Annotated in this window: 13 protein-coding genes; 11 read left to right on the forward strand and 2 right to left on the reverse strand. The window is 52.6% G+C overall.

What is annotated here, in order from left to right:
• Positions 1-482 precede the first annotated feature (482 nt).
• The 3 genes from P8N76_20255 to carA all read left to right on the forward strand — a co-directional run bounded on the left by P8N76_20255 (position 483) and on the right by carA (position 5443).
• Complete coding sequence (locus P8N76_20255) at positions 483-2405, forward strand: peptidylprolyl isomerase (protein ID MDG2384016.1); 1923 nt, start codon at positions 483-485, stop codon at positions 2403-2405.
• A gap of 238 nt (positions 2406-2643) precedes the next feature.
• Positions 2644-3942, forward strand: a complete 1299-nt coding sequence (locus P8N76_20260) for an aminotransferase class I/II-fold pyridoxal phosphate-dependent enzyme (GenBank protein MDG2384017.1) — start codon at positions 2644-2646, stop codon at positions 3940-3942.
• Positions 3943-4294: 352 nt separating this feature from the next.
• Positions 4295-5443: a glutamine-hydrolyzing carbamoyl-phosphate synthase small subunit gene (gene carA / locus P8N76_20265; GenBank protein MDG2384018.1), complete on the forward strand. Its 1149-nt coding sequence runs from the start codon at positions 4295-4297 to the stop codon at positions 5441-5443.
• A gap of 22 nt (positions 5444-5465) precedes the next feature.
• Here carA and P8N76_20270 read toward each other — a convergent pair whose 3' ends face one another.
• The gene (locus P8N76_20270; protein ID MDG2384019.1) at positions 5466-6740 is read right to left on the reverse strand and encodes a hypothetical protein; all 1275 of its coding nucleotides are present in this window, start codon (positions 6738-6740) and stop codon (positions 5466-5468) included.
• Between the two features lie 386 nt (positions 6741-7126).
• Here P8N76_20270 and P8N76_20275 point away from each other — a divergent pair, with 386 nt between their 5' ends.
• The 6 genes from P8N76_20275 (at position 7127) to P8N76_20300 (ending at position 13442) form a co-directional block, all read left to right on the forward strand.
• Positions 7127-7489, forward strand: a complete 363-nt coding sequence (locus P8N76_20275) for a hypothetical protein (protein MDG2384020.1) — start codon at positions 7127-7129, stop codon at positions 7487-7489.
• Positions 7490-7568: 79 nt separating this feature from the next.
• Positions 7569-8075, forward strand: a complete 507-nt coding sequence (locus P8N76_20280) for a hypothetical protein (GenBank protein ID MDG2384021.1) — start codon at positions 7569-7571, stop codon at positions 8073-8075.
• A gap of 169 nt (positions 8076-8244) precedes the next feature.
• Complete coding sequence (locus P8N76_20285; GenBank protein MDG2384022.1) at positions 8245-9528, forward strand: hypothetical protein; 1284 nt, start codon at positions 8245-8247, stop codon at positions 9526-9528.
• A 518-nt stretch (positions 9529-10046) separates the two neighbouring features.
• Positions 10047-11435, forward strand: coding sequence for a circularly permuted type 2 ATP-grasp protein (locus P8N76_20290; GenBank protein ID MDG2384023.1), 1389 nt, complete (start codon positions 10047-10049; stop codon positions 11433-11435).
• A 74-nt stretch (positions 11436-11509) separates the two neighbouring features.
• A complete protein-coding gene (locus P8N76_20295; GenBank protein ID MDG2384024.1) occupies positions 11510-12472 on the forward strand; it encodes an alpha-E domain-containing protein in 963 nt (320 codons plus the stop codon).
• Between the two features lie 58 nt (positions 12473-12530).
• Positions 12531-13442: a transglutaminase family protein gene (locus tag P8N76_20300; protein MDG2384025.1), complete on the forward strand. Its 912-nt coding sequence runs from the start codon at positions 12531-12533 to the stop codon at positions 13440-13442.
• Positions 13443-13488: 46 nt separating this feature from the next.
• Here the strand turns inward: P8N76_20300 and P8N76_20305 are convergent, their stop codons facing one another.
• Positions 13489-14859 (reverse strand): hypothetical protein, encoded by a 1371-nt coding sequence (locus P8N76_20305; protein ID MDG2384026.1) that lies wholly within the window; start codon positions 14857-14859, stop codon positions 13489-13491.
• Positions 14860-15328: 469 nt separating this feature from the next.
• On the opposite strand from P8N76_20305, the gene P8N76_20310 reads away from it, so the two are divergent.
• Positions 15329-16636, forward strand: a complete 1308-nt coding sequence (locus tag P8N76_20310; GenBank protein MDG2384027.1) for a Gfo/Idh/MocA family oxidoreductase — start codon at positions 15329-15331, stop codon at positions 16634-16636.
• 127 nt (positions 16637-16763) lie between these two features.
• Positions 16764-17462 (forward strand): bacillithiol biosynthesis deacetylase BshB1, encoded by a 699-nt coding sequence (gene bshB1 / locus P8N76_20315; protein ID MDG2384028.1) that lies wholly within the window; start codon positions 16764-16766, stop codon positions 17460-17462.
• Positions 17463-17492 lie beyond the last annotated feature (30 nt).

Raw genomic sequence — 17492 nt, forward strand, 5'->3', positions numbered from 1 at the left:
TTTCGATTTGAGCGGTGATGGCCATTGCGACCCGCAGCCGCTGTGCAAGGATTTCCATTGTTCATGCTAGCTTCAAGCGCAAATATAAAACGATTGTTCAACCGCCGAAGCTCATTCACACCTTGGCGAAGTCAAACTCAGCAACGATTCAAGAAGCAAAAAAACGCAATCACTTTAATCACCGCAGCCGCGATCAGCCTTTATCCTACCCAAAACCACTCTCGTCTCGCGTTGAGCCGTCCACGACTCAACAATCGACGTCAACGTGTCGTCTCCAAAATCGGAGCGATACTCTAACAATTCGCGCTGAAGCGGCTCACAGCATTTCACCGTCGGTTCGGCTGACTCAACCATTCAACTCGAATCCGATTGCTTCGATCTTGACCCAGCAGGCGAAGCATCCTAAACTCCTCGGCCCGTGAACTGAGACCCAAACAGTTCAACGCTAGCTTGTCATCACGTTCGGTTTAAGGAGGAACCGCATGTCCCGCAGGCGCATGATCAACAAATCACGCATCCGATTCGTCGCCATCACGGCGATCATCTGTTGGCAAGTCGCAACAACGTCCGCGATCCTTGCCCAAACAAAAAAGCAACCAGCGGATCCAGCTTTGGCTTCTGCCGCAGGTAACGCCAGCTCAAATAAAAACGTTGTCGCCGTCATCAACGGCCAAACGATCACTCGGCAGGAGCTGGCACAACAATGTTTGGAGCGTTATGGCGAACCAGTCCTGGAAAGCCTGATGAACAAACATTTGATCCTGCAGGCATGCAAATCCAAAGGTGTGCGGATCACGAATCAAGACATCGAGGACGAGATTGAGGCAATTGCTAAGCGATTCAACTTAGCGAAAGACCGTTGGCTTGAGATGTTGAAGCATGAGCGAGACATCACCGCGGAACAGTACCGTCGCGACATCATTTGGCCCACATTGGCATTGAAAGCGCTGGCCGCGGACAAAATGGTTGTCAGCGAAGATCAGCTCAAAAAAGCATTTGAATCCGAATACGGACCAAAAATCCAAGCACGCATGATTGCGGTGAGTAACCGAGCGCGAGCCGAGAAGCTGCTAACGGCTGTGAAAGCAAAACCCGATCAATTCAGTGCCTATGCAAAGAAGTACTCGGAGGATCCCAACAGCGCCGCAGCGCGAGGGTTGATTCCTCACATTCGCAAGCATGTCGGTGAGCCCAAAGTAGAGACCGCGGCGTTCGCGCTTGAGCCGGGTGAAATATCCGACATTGTGGAAGTTGCAGGGCAACATCTGATCTTCCAGTGTGAAAAACGCTTACCGGCAACACCGATTTCTCCCGCCTATCGCAAAGTCGCTCGTGCCCAACTCAAAGAGCGTATTGTCGACAACAATCTACGTGACGCTTCCACCACAATTTTTCAGGATTTGCAATCGGGAGCCAACGTGATGAATGTCCTGAACGACTCGGAGCAAAAGGCAAAGCACCCCGGTGTTGCGGCAATGATCAATGGTCAGCAGATCACGGTTCGTGAACTTGCCGAGGAATGTATCGCGAGACACGGGCAAGCCGTACTCGACAGCGAAATTAATCACCAGCTCCTTCGGCAAACGCTGAAGCGAAGTGGCAAGTCAGTCGCAAACGAAGATATCGACGCCGAAATCGCTCGTGCCGCAGAAGCGTACGGCTTTGTAACTCGCGATGACAAGCCGGACGTCGAACGATGGCTAAAAGATGTCACCGCACAGGAAGGCATGGATGTCAAAACTTATATCCGCGACGCAGTCTGGCCTTCTGTGGCCTTGAAAAAAATCGTCGCCGATGAAGTGAAGGTGACGGATGATGATCTAAATCGAGGCTTTGAAGCTAACTACGGTGAACGAGTTGACGTGCTCGCCATTGTGGTCGGCAACCAACGAGTTGCCCAAGAAGTATGGGATATGGCTCGCGGCAAAAAGACGACCACCTTTTTTGGTGAATTGGCCGCCCAATATTCGATCGAGCCCGTTTCCAGGGCCAACCTGGGTGAAGTCCCGCCGGTTCGTCGTTTCAGCGGACAGCCAGCCATCGAACAAGAAGCATTTAAGCTCTCCAATGATGACCCACTCTCGGCAATCGTCGCCGTGGCTGACAAATACATCATCATGTATTACAAGGGTCGTACAAAGCCGGTCGTCGAAGAGCTTTCAGAGGTCAAAGACGAGTTGGAAAAAGATCTCAAGGAAAAAAAACTGCGGGTCGCGATGGCTCAACGATTTGATGACATTCGTGATGGGGCCCAAATCGATAATTTTCTTTCCGGAACGTCCCAATCGGGCAAGACACGCACGCAGTCGACAGTCGGTCAACCCACCGAGACCGCGTCCCGACCCGCTCGTCAGAGCCCTCAATTGGTTCGCCCTGCGTCTCAGAAACGGCGCACGAGTCGCTAAATCCGGAAAATTCGTTCTCCCAACGGCCTTGCGGACCGAATCGCAAGGCCGTTTTTTTTTTCAAATCAAGCGGTCCAATTCGCCAATTACTGTGTTTTTCAGCCCATCTCTTCGTTTTTTAGTTGTTTCACCCTTCGACGCCTGCCAGATACCGAGTTAGCCGTTTGCTCTACCGCTGCAACCGTCTATCTTTAAATGGTGCGACTCATCCCACTTGTAGCCGAGACAACCTGCAGCCATGTCGGAATACGAAATCGACCCGATCGAACAAGCCGCCACTTCGAGTGAACCTTTCCAGGTTCAACTTGCCTCCCGCGTCCATCGGCTGCCACCGTACATGTTCGGGCGCATCAATGCGCTTCTCTATCAAAAACGCCGAAACGGCAATGACGTGATCGACCTCGGCATGGGAAATCCATCCGACCCTCCCGAAGAGCTGGTCGTCGACAAACTAATTGATGCAGCTCGAGACCCCAACAACCACGGCTACAGCAAATCAAACGGAATTCTGAATTTACGCCGTGAAGTCGCCAGCAAGTATTTCAAACGATTTGGCGTGCGACTTGATCCGGACAATGAAGTGATGACCTGCCTGGGTTCGAAGGAAGGATTCTCTCACATGTGCTTGGCAATAATGGGGCCAGGCGACACGGCGATCGTCCCAGCACCCTACTTCCCTGTGCATACCTACGCAGTCGCGCTGGCCTCCGGTAACGTGATATCCCTGGATGTTCGAGACAATGAAACTTTTTTGAAAAACATTGCCTACACATGCCAGCAGCTCTATCCAAAACCCAAATTGCTCATCATCTGCTACCCTCACAATCCATCGACGGCAACGGTCGAACCCGAATTCTTCGTCGAAATCGTTAAGCTGGCGAAGAGATATGGATTCATGGTAATCAGCGACTTTGCATATGCTGACGTGAGCTTTGAGGGCTACAAACCACCGAGCTTCCTTGCCGCCCCAGGTGCTACGGACGTGGGTGTCGAATTCACCACGATGAGCAAGGGCTATAACATGGCCGGCTGGAGAGTTGGGTTTTGCTGCGGCAATTCGGAAATGATCAAAGGACTGGGCGTGATCAAGGGATACTACGATTACGGCCTATTCCAGGCGATTCAAGTCGCGGCCATTATGGCTTTGCGACACACGGATGCAGCCGTCGAACGTCAATCAGAGATTTACCAGCAACGGAGAGACGTGTTGGTGCACGGACTGCAAAGGCTGGGCTGGGATGTGAATCCGCCTCGAGCCGGGATGTTTGTCTGGGCACCAATCCCAGAACCCTGGCGATCCTCGATGAGTACGATGGATTTTGCCATGATGCTCTTGGAAAAGGCCGATGTGGCCGTCAGTCCGGGCAGTGGATTTGGCGATGCGGGCGAGGGACATTTAAGACTGGCTCTCGTCGAAAACGAAAATCGGCTTCGCCAAGCGGTCCGTCAAATCGGTCGCTGCCTGGAAAATGAGGCCAAGAGCCTCTCTTCACCCGCAAATCGTGGCACGACCGCAGAAGCGAAAGCTTCTCCTTAGTTCGCGTCAGGGGCCGCTGTGAAAACACTGCGGAACGCTTATAATGGGGCCGTTTTCGCCACCGTCGACCAATGGCCAAGTCGGTTCGTCGGCGCAGACAGGCCGCCGCGCATAAAAAAAGGGCCCTTGCTCGCCGCAACAAGGACCCAAATTTTGGCTGCCCAGACTCTACCGAGGTATTGTCCGGAGACCCACAGCCGTACAACACTTATCGGGGAGATTGTGGCTGTGACTTTAGGTAGGAAACTGGAACTATCTGTACAGAGCCCAAAAAACGGAATGACATGATCCAGTCATGTCATCTTTTGCGATCAGAGAATATCCGATTCACCCACTCTTAAGTAGCGATTCCATGAAACAAACGGCAAAGTTGGCATTGGAAGACGGCACAGTCTTTACCGGCGAGGCATTTGGCGCCGATGGCGAGGTCGACGGCGAGGTGTGCTTCAATACCTCCATGACAGGTTATCAAGAAATTCTGACCGACCCGAGCTATCGTGGCCAAATTGTCACCATGACCTATCCCCAAATCGGTAATTACGGCGTCAATTCTGAGGATGTTGAAAGCTCTCGTCCGCACCTGTCGGGCTTTGTCGTGCGAGAACTCAGCCGGATTGCCAGCAGCTTTCGAGCGAATGAGGGCTTGAATGAATACCTGAAAAGAAATGGAATCGTTGGAATTGCCGGTATTGATACTCGCGCCTTGGTCCGACGAATTCGAACGCAAGGCGCGATGAAGGGGGTGCTCTCTACTAGCGATCTCGACGATCAGAGTCTGATTGCAAAGGCTCAAGCAAGCCCCGGCCTGGTTGGACGAGACCTTGTCCGAGAAGTCGTGATCGAGGAAAAGCGAGAATGGACCGAACCTCTGAGTGAATGGGCAACTTGTGTGGATCAAAAAAAAGCTCCAGAGTCGGAACAGAAGCTTCACGTCGTTGCACTCGATTTCGGCATGAAATGGAATATTGCTCGCCACCTTCACGACCTCGGTTGTCGAGTCACCATCTTGCCCGGCACGCAAGCAACCGCCCGTGAAATTCTCTCCTTGAATCCAGATGGCGTTTTTCTATCGAACGGCCCAGGTGACCCAGAACCACTTAGCTACGCGATCGAAACAATTCGTGAATTAATTTCAAAGAAGCCAATCTTCGGTATTTGCCTCGGCCATCAGTTGCTGGCACTCGCCAGCGGTGCTCGTACCTTCAAGCTGAAATTCGGTCATCGGGGTGCCAATCAGCCCGTGATCGATTTGGAGACGGGACGGGTCGAAATCACGGCGCAAAACCACGGCTTTGCGGTCGAAGAGGAATCGCTGCCCGAACACCTGGAAATCACGCATCGCAACTTGAATGACCAAACCATTGCCGGATTAAGACACCGCAATGCAGCCGCCTTCGGCGTGCAGTATCATCCTGAGGCGTCATCTGGACCACACGATAGCCAATATTTGTTCAAACGCTTTCATGAACTTATGCTGTCACCGGAAAACGTATCGGCTTGAACCTGATCCAGACTGCCCCGATTCAACTGGATGCGTTCGAAAACAACAATCGGAGCACGTCCATGGCTAGCCTCGCCGTCGATCGGTCGACGTTTCCGGCTGTCTGCAATTGTCGATCGCACTGATCAACGATCAGACGAACATATTGATCCCGCGACTCCTCGATCAATTCACTTGCCAAATGAGCCTTTGCCTGAGGCCAGAGTGTTTCAAGTCGAGAAAAACCTTGATCTAAACCAGCAATCGCATCAAAGATCGCATCGTCAAGTTGGTCGAGTTTCTCTAAAGTTTCTCGATGTGCTAGATCCAACTTTGGCATCGTCAACTGCTGGCTGTCACCGAACTCATTTTGCAATCTTTGCCCTTGATACGATGGGTGGACATCCTGCTGATAGCAAAATCCGGAGTTCGCTGCGATTGTCGACGAGACGTCAGCTGAACTGCTACCACGACAGAGATCATCTTGGGTCAGTGCGTCGTTTGCCAAACTTTTTAAGCTGGCGAACGTCGTCGCTGCCGGCGCCGATCTGACAAAGTCATGACAAGCGTCGGCACCAGACCGATCGAGAAGTCGCTGAATCACATTTGCCCAAGGATGTCGCAAGTCCGTGATCATCCCCAGGCTGTCATCTAGACTCACGACGGAAACACCGGGCGTGTGAAACATGGAAGTCCATGAATCACCCGTATCACGAGCCATACACAGTTGAAATGGATAGGCAGAAAAAGACGAGGTCAAGCCATTCAGCGAAAGTTCACGGCGACACGAAACGGGTAGCAATTCGTAGAGCGAGGAAACAAGACAACGAGCATCCTGCTCCAACAATACGCCCAGTTGCCCGGCCGTCAATAAACAATCCACGAGGCCGCTAAGCACTCCCACCGTCCAGCGACTTTTCGCAGCCTCGAGTTCCTGCATCGACGAGAGCATCCCTCTCCAATCCGATTCATTGCAGGCAGCAACGTCAATCGATTCCACCGTCAACGTCGATTGACGTGCCATCGCATAGTCCAACAACCAAAAGGGCTGGAATTCAAACTTTGCGAACACTGCTTCCGAAAAAAACAGAACGCGCACTTCCGTGTCCCCTTCGGCCTGATAGACAATCAGATAGCGATCAGTCGGTGATGGGCAAACCATCATGCGACAGGGTGGAGATTCCCGTGTACCTTCTGCAAGTAATTGACGCACAAATGCAAGCTCGCTGTCAGTCACCCCGATCGTCGCAACGACCTGACTCAAGTGCGTTTCCGAATATCTGCGTTCGACTGACAGGATGGCTTGGTCAATAATCACTCAGGAAAACTCATTCACAAAAGGCAAAATGGACGGAACCGTGCATCAAAGTCGATGCGCGAAACCAGGCATTCTTAAACAGATAACGAGCAAGCAAGACCCAATGGGAGGGAACGGCCAGGAATCGATTGGACAATCTGCTCCAAAGCGATTTTTCACACCAGCCAACAGCCGTCCGTGCTGCGAGACCGATATCGATTCTCGTCACCTCATCAACCCTATGGCCGAATCTGGCAGAACGCAAGATTTAACGAGGCCTGCAACCCTCTGACATCACGCCCCGACGATTGTGAATGGCGATTTTAGCGATTCCGGGTGTTGCGTTCGCTATTGTCGTCGTAACATGTACCGGTTGTTCAATCGCTATCTTCGAATGCAGGATTAAAATGTCTCGCCCCAAAAAAGGCCAGCGAAAAGCTCCCCAACCGAGCCCAGCCGACCTGGAATCCCGGACGGCCGTGGCAGCAACGGTCGCGTGGATGCTGGCGTTGATGTCCACCATTGCCGCCGAATGCAGCGGAATTTTTGTGCGAATCTTGTTGATGACCAACGACGCGTCGGACCGGTTGCGAGTGCTCTCGACAACGCTGCTGCTGGTCGCATTCCTGTCTGGCACCATCACGCTGATTCTGACTCCCGTCGCATCCCGTCTCCGAAGAACTGCACCGCCTCGAAGCATTGTCATCATCGCTTACATAATGGGAATCGTTCCGCTCATAACAATCGCGTTGCTTAGCATGCTGCCTTGACGTGAAATCCAAGGGGACGGATTTCGATCAAATGTGTACCCACCTGTGAGCCCAGCCCTCCGCTGGTGACATCTCAACCATGTCCGTTCGCTGTAGCAAATGTGGTGAGCAGCTTCTCGGCTCAGTAAATCGTTGCTGGCAATGTGGGCAAACATTCACTGGCAACGCTCAGACAAGTGAAGTCCCACCCATTCGTCGACAAACGGTCGCCTTTGCCGGACAAGAGGTGGATGATTTCGATACCGCAGCTGGGAACCGGGGGACTGGAGATAGGGTGCAAAGCCCGTCCTACCGTCCGGTCAAAGCTCTTTATCAGCAAAAAATATTCCGTGAGAATTGTGCGATCACTTCGGTCGTGGTCGGCGTAATGACGCTCATTGGGTCAATCTTCACATCTTGGGTTTCCTTGCCAGGTACGGTTGGCATTTTCCTGGGCACTTACGGCCTCCAGTCACCCCGTCGCCGCATGGCGTTGGTGGGGATTTCCTTGTGTTGCTTGGCACTAATGGGCAGCGCGACACGGGTGTTAAGCGGACTTTACCAGTCGTACCAACAAAGCCAACAGGAGGAATGGGGCGATTTTTAGTCCTGTTTTCTGGCCGACAGCGAGCATTCCCATGGACGGCTGCGATTTTTGCTTGTCGTCACGTTTCGATCTCATAAAATCGGGGTGAGGGCTGCTCTCCCATTGTAAGCTTTCCTGAAGCCTAAAAATCCCGAGCGTGACATTCAAAAAGGGCGGAGTTTAGATTCCGGTGCGGCGAGCCAGTCCTGAAAACTCGAGAATCGGCGAAGAGATTGATCTTCCTCAGCGTGAAAACCCTGCGGAGCTTTTTCTTGACGCCCAACCTCCCCTCACTCGTTTGACTGGAACGGATCCCGCGAGACGCTGGCTGGACACCTCTAGTTGGATGACCAGTTTGATCCTGCATCTCATCTGTTTCCTACTGATCACTTCGATCACCATCCCTTGGGCTGCCCAAAGTGCTTCTTCCGGCTCACGAGACGGGATCACATTAACGCTAGGTTTTGCAGAAACAGATCATGACGCAGACGGTCAATCACGATCGATTGCGATTGAGCCATCCCCCGAGACAGATGATGGAAAACAGGAAACGGACACTCCTACGGAGCAACCGTCTGGATCCCCTCCGACGCCTCAAGCGGAGCCACAACGGGCTCAGAGTCGGCAGCCGAATCAAGTCCAAGCCAGACGTCAACAATCGCAATCCATGTTTGGCCGTTGGGTCACCCAACGGATGACAGAACCGATCCAGGTTGATTCCTCCTCGAAATACGCAGCCATTCTCAATCGCAAACGAGAGAACATCGAAACATCCTCTCAGCCGGCGCAGCTTCAGACATCCAACACAGCCTCAGCAGAAATCCTGGACGCCCAGCAATTACGTTACGACAAGGTTGTAAACGACTTCATTCAATACGACATTGGGCAACTGCGAGGCAAAGCAGGTCAGGCCGCACGAAAGCGTTTCATGAATTTGGGCGAAGACGCCATTCCGGCTTTAGTACGAGGCTTAAATAAGTCAGCTGGAATTCATGCCAGCTGCCCCGTCGGTGTAATCGCCGGAAAGCTGATTCAGTCACTCCGCGGTTTGAGCGACTCATCATTTTCCCAATATGCGATGGAGAACATTGGTCGGAATGTTCCGGAAGACGCCCCACACTTTCGACGAATACTCGCCTTTCGACGTCGTTGGTTAGGCCAAACAAATCAAGTTCCCGAGGCCGTGGCTGCCGTTGTCGCGGAGCAGACAATGCGGGATGACGGACAGTTACTCGAACTTGTCCTAGCGCTCTCAGAGGCCCCCACTGACACTTTAATTGCCGCCTTAGAATCGGGCGACCAACGTCTTTGCTGCGCGGCGATGATCGCGCTGACCCGCAGTCGAGCCAAGCTCCCCAATCTTCAACAAAGTCGTCTGGTGGGTACGCTATCGCGACTCTCACATTCCGTGGAGACACCGCAGGAAAAGGCCTTGGTCAAGGAAGCGATCTCGTCTGTTCGATCAAGGATCTAGCGACGAACGAGGCAATTGGTTCGCATCGCTCGCTCACCAATAGGCACGACCGGTTCGCCCGCTTTCCGAGACGCAGGCTTTTTATTCCTTCTACTTATCGCGCGGCTTGACAAAAGAAAAGTCGAGCGATTTCTGTAGCGAAGATCCACCATCTGACGAAGTTGTCGATTATGCCGAAAAAACCAGCTGAAGAAACGGCGTATCCCGACTTTTGAGTGGGCATCACCGGATCACTCTCAGATGGTGGCAGCGCAATTCTGACCTTACTTTTTGACAAGCCTTGCAAGGAACCCATGCTTTCATGATTGGATGATCGTGCGAATTGCTCCGAGCAATAACGGACAACTTCTCGTTCCAGACCCACTTCCAATCTTCGTATCCTTTGATCGCGTCGATGGACGTACGGAGAGTTTATGTCAACTGATTTGTTGGAAACGCAACGCGTTGACTTACAACCGCAAGAGCTTGCACCTACGAACGACCGTCCAGTTTACGAAGTTGGTAATTATTACGACGAGATGTTTCGCGGTGATGGTCGACCCCGAATCAGTTGTGAGCCTCTAAACGACACAATCAATTCCATTTCGCCAGATGACCTGAGGCGTCGTCAACTGGCCGCAGACCGTTCGATGATGCAAATGGGGATCACCTTCAATGTTTATGGTGACGATCGAGGCAGCGAACGGGTAATTCCTTTCGACATTGTGCCACGTGTTGTTCAAGGTCGAGAATGGAGTTGGATCGAAGAAGGGCTCAAACAGCGAATTACCGCGCTCAATCTGTTCTTACAAGACATATACAACCGCCAATCGATCATCCGAGACGGTGTTATGCCGCAGGAGGTGATTGAAACCTCAACCGCCTTCCGTCGACAATGCATTGGTCTGACACCACCAAAAAACATCTGGTGTCACATCACCGGAACGGACCTCGTCCGCAATCGTGATGGTCAAATGTTCGTGCTCGAAGACAATTTGCGTTGCCCGTCAGGTGTTTCCTACGTGCTGCAAAATCGTCGACTGATGAAACGATCGTTTCCAGAACTATTTCAGCAATCGGGAATTCGGCCCGTCGACGACTACTGCAGCCGCCTGTTAGACGCCTTGCAGTATTTGTCAAAAGACGCGTCCTCGGAAACTAAAGTCGCGTTGCTGACACCGGGATCTGCGAATTCAGCTTACTTTGAGCATTCGTTTCTGGCACAGCAGATGGGCATCGATCTTGTCGAGGGGCGTGATCTCGCAGTATCGAACGGATCGGTTTACATGCGTACGACGCAGGGTTTCGAGAAAATCGACGTGCTTTATCGGCGCATCGACGATGACTTCCTTGATCCAAACTGCTTTCGATCCGGTTCATTGCTGGGTGTGGCCGGCATGATGGAGGCCTATCGAGCGGGCCGCATCGCCCTAGCCAATGCGCCGGGCACGGGCTTGGCTGACGACAAGGGCATCTACACTTACGTCCCGGCAATCATTCGATACTATCTCGATCAAAACCCAATCCTGCCGAATGTCCCCACTTACCGTTGTTGGGTTAATTCCGAGCGGAAGCATGTACTTAATCATCTGCGTGAATTGGTCGTCAAACCGGTCAATGAGGCAGGCGGTTATGGGCTAATGATCGGTCCTCATGCAAGTCGAGCAGAGCAAGCTGCGATGGCTGATTCCATCTGCGCCAATCCGCGCAACTATATCGCTCAACCGACGCTCAGCCTGTCACGGGTACCGGTCGTCACTCCCCAGGGGCTGAGGGGACGACACGTTGATTTACGACCCTTCATCATTTACGGCTCAGACATTTTTGTCTTACCAGGTGGTCTCACTCGTGTCGCTTTAAAGCCCGGATCACTCGTTGTCAATTCGTCGCAAGGAGGCGGAAGCAAAGATACGTGGGTCTTGACCTGAACTAAGTCATCGCTCAGCGCGATGAAAATCCCCATCTTACAACCGATCGTCGAAGAAACCCCGGAGATCGAAACATGTTGAGTCGAGTTGCCGAATCAATTTACTGGATGAGTCGTTACATTGAACGGGCGGAAAATGTCGCAAGGTTCATTTCAGTCAACCTCAACCTCAGCCTCGACATGCCGGGCGAAGCGGGTGAACAGTGGGCTCCCCTGATCGTCACGATGGATGACGACGAAGCCTATCTCACGCGGTACGGCAGCTACACGCAGAACGACGTCATTCGCTTTATGACGTTGGATGTCGACAATCCTAATTCGATCATATCCTGCCTGAGAAAAGCTCGTGAAAATGCTCGCAGCGTCCGTGAGATCATTTCCGCTGAGATGTGGGAGCACCTCAATAAGTTCTACTTGCTGATGGAAAACTGCAATGGCATCGAAGCAGTGATGAATGATGCCCATTCATTTTTCTCGAGCGTGAATTTCTCGGGCCAACAATTCCTCGGGATCACCGACGCCACGATGACGCACGGTGAGGGTTGGCATTTCAGTCAAATTGGTCGCATGCTGGAGCGAGCAGACAAAACTTCTCGAATCCTCGACGTCAAATATTACATCCTGTTGCCAGATCCCGCCGATGTGGGAACACCCTACGACGACATTCAATGGCTTGCCTTACTTCGATCGGCAAGCGCTCTCGAAATGTATCGCCAACGGCACGGTCGAATTTCCCCCGTGAAGGTCATTCAATTCCTGATCCTTGACCAAGAATTCCCTCGAGCTGTGCTCCATTGCCTCACCTTGGCAAACGAATCACTCCACAAAATCTCGGGAACCTACCTGGACAGTTTCAGCAATCCGCCCGAGCAAAAACTGGGCTACCTCCGAGCCGAGCTTGCTTACACCAAAGCCGAACAGATTGTCTCCGATGGTCTGCATGAATTCGTGGACAGCTTCCAAAGCGGGTTAAATATTGCCGGCAATGAAATCCACGACTCCTTTTTTGCCATGCGTCCGATGGAAACACCCAGCTGATTGACACGCCACTTGTCCGCCTTTGTTAATCCGGCCCAAACCGAGTGACAGGGAAGCCGTGCTACTCCACATCACACATGAAACCCATTATCGTTACTCCGCGCCGGTTGAAATCCAACCTCATCTGTTGCGATTTCAACCACGGAACGACGGCAGCCAAACGACCCAATCTTTTCAACTCGATCTGGACCCGAAACCAGCAGGTTTCACAGAGCAACTCGACTTGGAAGACAATCTCGTTCGATTTGCCTGGTTCGAGGGCAACCACCGGGAGTTATCGATCAAGGTCGCCGCCACAGTCAACACGATCCGACCCAATCCATTCGACTTTCTCAAGCCACACTTAGGCCTGAGTCTCGCTCATCTCTATGACCCGGCTGACCAAACACGACTACGGCATTACCTTTGCCGGGACAAACGGCCCGCCTGCGCTGATCGCGTTGGAGAACTGGCGTCCCGGATCTCAAAGCTCGCAGCAGGGGATCCCGTCCGCTTTCTCATCGATCTAAATCAAGAGATCTGCAATCAAATCCAACTTGAATATCGTGACTCGGGAGACCCTTTCACACCCCACGAGACGCTGCGCAGGGGCGCGGGTGCCTGTCGAGACACGGCCGTGTTATTCATCGATGCCTGCCGGTCGGTTGGGATGGCCGCCAGATTCGCCAGCGGCTACCACTTGAATGAAACTCCTGACGAGTCGAATGAATTGCATGGCTGGGTCGAGGCCTACCTTCCGAACGCCGGCTGGCGAGGCTTTGATCCCTCTGTCGGAATTGCCGTCGCTGATGAGCACGTTACCGTCGCCACTGCCTCATTGCCCCGCAACACGTTTCCAGTCACGGGCAATTATTGTGGGCAAGCGATCCCCGAGATGAAAACGCGAGTTGCCGTGCAAAAACTCTCACCGCCAACTCGCGAATTCTCCAGACACAAAATCGCAGGCCGAAAGCAAAACCTGCTCGTCTAACAATGCAGGCCCGGCACGATTTCATCTGCTGATGAAAACAGTCACACTAGAACTCGATTTTGCAGTCGGGCAAAGCCGCTTGCAATTCCGCTTGACCATCGGCGGAAATTCCTGGATTGAAGGTAATAATCAAGTCCTTCATCGCCTTCAATTGCCCCAGATTACCGACACATTCGGTTGTCAAGTTATTGGAGCCAACGTGTAACCACTTGAGCTTCTGGAGCGGTCCGAGAGCGGCCAATCCCCCATCGGTAATCGTCGTCTTATCCAGGTTCAACCAAGTCAGCTCCGTCATCTCGCCGATCGGCTTGAGACCTTCATCACTGATCAAAGAGAACCAAAGATTCAAACGATTCAATTTTGGCAAATGCTTGATGTGCTCCAACCCAGCGTCGCCGATGGCCGTCTCACTAAGGTCAAGATTCTCCAGGTTCTCAAGCCCGGCAAGACTCTCTAGTGACTCGTCCGTAACAAAGGTTTCACGGAGCCGGAGAATTCGAAGCTTGGGAAACGCCTTCAGCTTAGACAAATCCGAAACTTGCGTTTTGTAGAGATAGAGTTCCTCCAAGTTGGAGAGATCTTGGAGCTGCTCAAGACCTTCGTCTCCCACAGCTGAGAGATCCAGCTGCAGCGATTTCAAATTCGTCAAATCTTTCAAATGCTCCATGCCACGATCAGAAATTCGATCGGTCGAGAGCTTGATACTCTTCAATCGGTTCAGATTCTTGAGATGAACCAAACCATCATCCGTTACCTGTGTGTCACGTAAATCGATCGAAGCCAACGTATCCACATTAGCGAGCTTGGAGAGCCCTTCATCGTCTGTCAAGGTTCGCAGCAACTGCAACGAGCGCAACTTGGGGAGTTGGGCGATGGAAGTTAAACCTTCCGTTCCCACGCTGGCATAGGGCAAACTCAGTGCGGCTAAATTGGGCATCGTCTTGATGGTTTCCAATCCCGCATCTGTCACATTTGTTTTCTCGAGCGTCAGATCTTTCAGCGATTCGATTTTTGCGATGTGTGTCATTCCTACATCGGATACATCACGACCAAACAATCTCAGCTGTTGTAGCTTCTTAAGTTCGTGCAACTGCTCCAAATCGGCATCCGCAACGGGAATCGACAGTTTACCGTCGTAGAAAGAAATTCCCGTGATTTGCTGATCTGCGTTGCGGGTGATTAAAACGCCACTCGACTCGAGTCGTTCCACTAACTCGGGAGGGTCCGGCACGACATTTTTCTTGGGAGCCGGCTTATCCACACTGCTCGCCGAAGCCGTCGCAGCACCGGATGACCCCTTGTCGCCCGCTGCACCCGATGAAGTGTCTCCCTCGGGTGGCGTTTTTTTCGGACATCCGGCCAAGCTCAAGAGACTCAAACTGAAAAGAAGAGTTAACAACAATCTTGGCAATCTCATCGATCAATTTCTCCGGGCCGATTTCGAATTTATGCGAGCCGTCGCAAACCAATCCCACCAACACGCAATTCGGCCGCAAACATTAGGTGCGTGGGTGGCGTAGATAACAATCATGGGGGTTTCATAGCTGAGAAACGACGTTCAACCCTGTACCCCCTTCAGGCTAACGGTTGCGGTGGCTCGTCGTAAAGCCGGCCCAAGTCGCAATTTCCTGGAAAACTACCTCTTCTGAGCCTTTCCAGGCTTGATGATCTCACTTTCAGCCGTCGGAACGGAAACAACGGGGCAGGAAGGGCACAACTTATGCCGAAGACAGCGAAAACAGGAAAGGTTTCCAAAAGAGGGTGAATATTTGTATAATACGGGACCGCTAAAAACTCGGGGCGAATCACTTCTTGTGACTTCATTATTTTGATCCTACCTCAAGTGCCCTTCCATTTTACCGATTACCTTGAAGGAGAAGATTGTCATGGCAATAAAACCCGATCGTCGTAAATTTTTGCAGAGCTCTGCGGCGGCAGGCGTCGGCTACTGGGTTGCTGGTGGTGTCGCCAGCGCCCAAAGCAAATCCCCGAATGAACAGATTCAATTCGCTTGTATTGGCGTCGGCGGCAAAGGTCAAAGCGATTCGGCGGAGGCGGGCCGTAACGGTAAAGTCGTGGCAATTTGTGATGTCGATGACAACACGCTCAAGCGAGCGGGCCTGCGTTTCCGAGAAGCGAAGCCATACAACGACTTCCGTCGACTTTTCGACGAAATGGGCGACAAGGTCGATGCAGTAACGGTAAGTACACCGGACCATAATCACGCCGTGGCGGCCGTGATGGCAATGAAGAATGACAAGCACTGCTTCTGCCAAAAACCGCTCTCACACAGCATCCATGAAGCTCGAGTCATGGGGAATCTTGCTCGCGAAAAGGGCGTAGCAACGATGATGGGAAATCAGGGCACAGCCCTGGACAGTTTGCGCAAAGCCTCCGCCATTACGAATTCTGGCGTACTCGGTGACGTCAAAGAGGTTCACGTTTGGACGAACCGCCCCGTTTGGCCGCAAGGCACGGATCGTCCCAGCGAAGTCAGTGGTGTCCCCAATCACGTTCACTGGCACCAATGGATCGGTCCGGCTCCGACCCGTCCCTACCACGAAGCCTATCACCCCTTCAAGTGGCGTGGCTTCTGGGATTTCGGTACGGGCGCTCTGGGCGACATGGCTTGCCACACGTTGAATATGCCATTCATGGCGCTTGATCTACGTGATCCTACTGCCGTGACAGCCACAACCGCCGGTCATAACAAAGAAACCTACCCAGGTTGGTCAATCATCGACTTCGACTTCCCGGCCAACGACAAGCGTGGCCCGGTCAAATTGACCTGGTACGACGGCGGAAAGCGTCCTGACCCATCTTTGTTTGGTGGTGAAAAGCCGGAGTCCAGCGGTGCCTTAATCATCGGTGAGAACGGTTCTCTTTACGGTCTTCAGGACTACTGCAACAGTTACAAACTGTTGGGCGGCATTGAAGAGCCCAAAGTCGAATTCGACAAGTCGCCAGGCCACTTCACCGAGTGGATCAACGCGATCAATGGCAAAGGTCCAGCAACGTCAAACTTCCCCGACTATGCCGGACCATTGACCGAAACGATCCTGCTCGGCAACTTGGCCGTTTGGGTTGGTGACGGCAAGCGAGTCGAATGGGACGCCAAGAATCTCAAGAGCACGAACATGCCGGAATTGGCTTCGTTCGTCAAACGCGATTACCGACCGGGCTATACCCTCTAGTCACGACATTACATCGATTGACCTACTAGGGCGCGAGCATCATGATTGAGGCTCGTGCCCTTTTTTTAATTTCACGAGATTATCTCGCCCCATTCCCCAATTTCAATTGGCAGGAGCATCACCATCGATGGAAAACTCACTGGATGTACTCGTGATTGCACCACATCCGGACGATGCAGAATTAGGCATGGGTGGCGCCATCCTGAAGTTGCTCGCCGAAGGCCATCGTGTTGGGGTTCTCGATCTTACGAGCGGCGAACCGACGCCGCATGGTAGTCACGAGATTCGGGCAGCCGAAACCCATGCCGCCAGCCAAATCCTGGGACTCAGCTGGAGAAAAAACTTGGGTCTTCCCAACCGGGCACTTCAAGCGACACTCGAAGCTAGACACCAACTGGCCGGCGTGATCCGGGAAACCAAGCCGCGGTGGCTATTCGCCCCGTTCTGGACCGATGCCCATCCCGATCACGTAGCCGCCACCGAATTGGTCGAAGCCGCTCGCTTCTGGGCAAAATTAACAAAGAGTGACATCCCCGGTGACCCCCACCACCCCGAACGCATCTACAACTATTACTGTGTCCACCTGCGACTCGCTCCCCAACCCGCATTCGTACTCGACATTAGCAACCAGTGGGAACAAAAGCTGGCAGCCATTGCCTGCTTTAAAAGTCAATTCATCAAGGGGCGGGAGCATTTGAACCCCAGTTTTCTCGAGCGACTCCGCGACGAAGCAGCCTATTGGGGCAAGACCATTGGCACTCAATATGGTGAACCATTTGCCTGCCGGGAGCCTCTCGGACTCTCGAGTATGAATCGCTTGATCTAACAATCCGACCACTGCACCTTTTCGACTCCG

This window comes from Pirellulaceae bacterium (genome assembly GCA_029243025.1).
Classification (GTDB): domain Bacteria; phylum Planctomycetota; class Planctomycetia; order Pirellulales; family Pirellulaceae.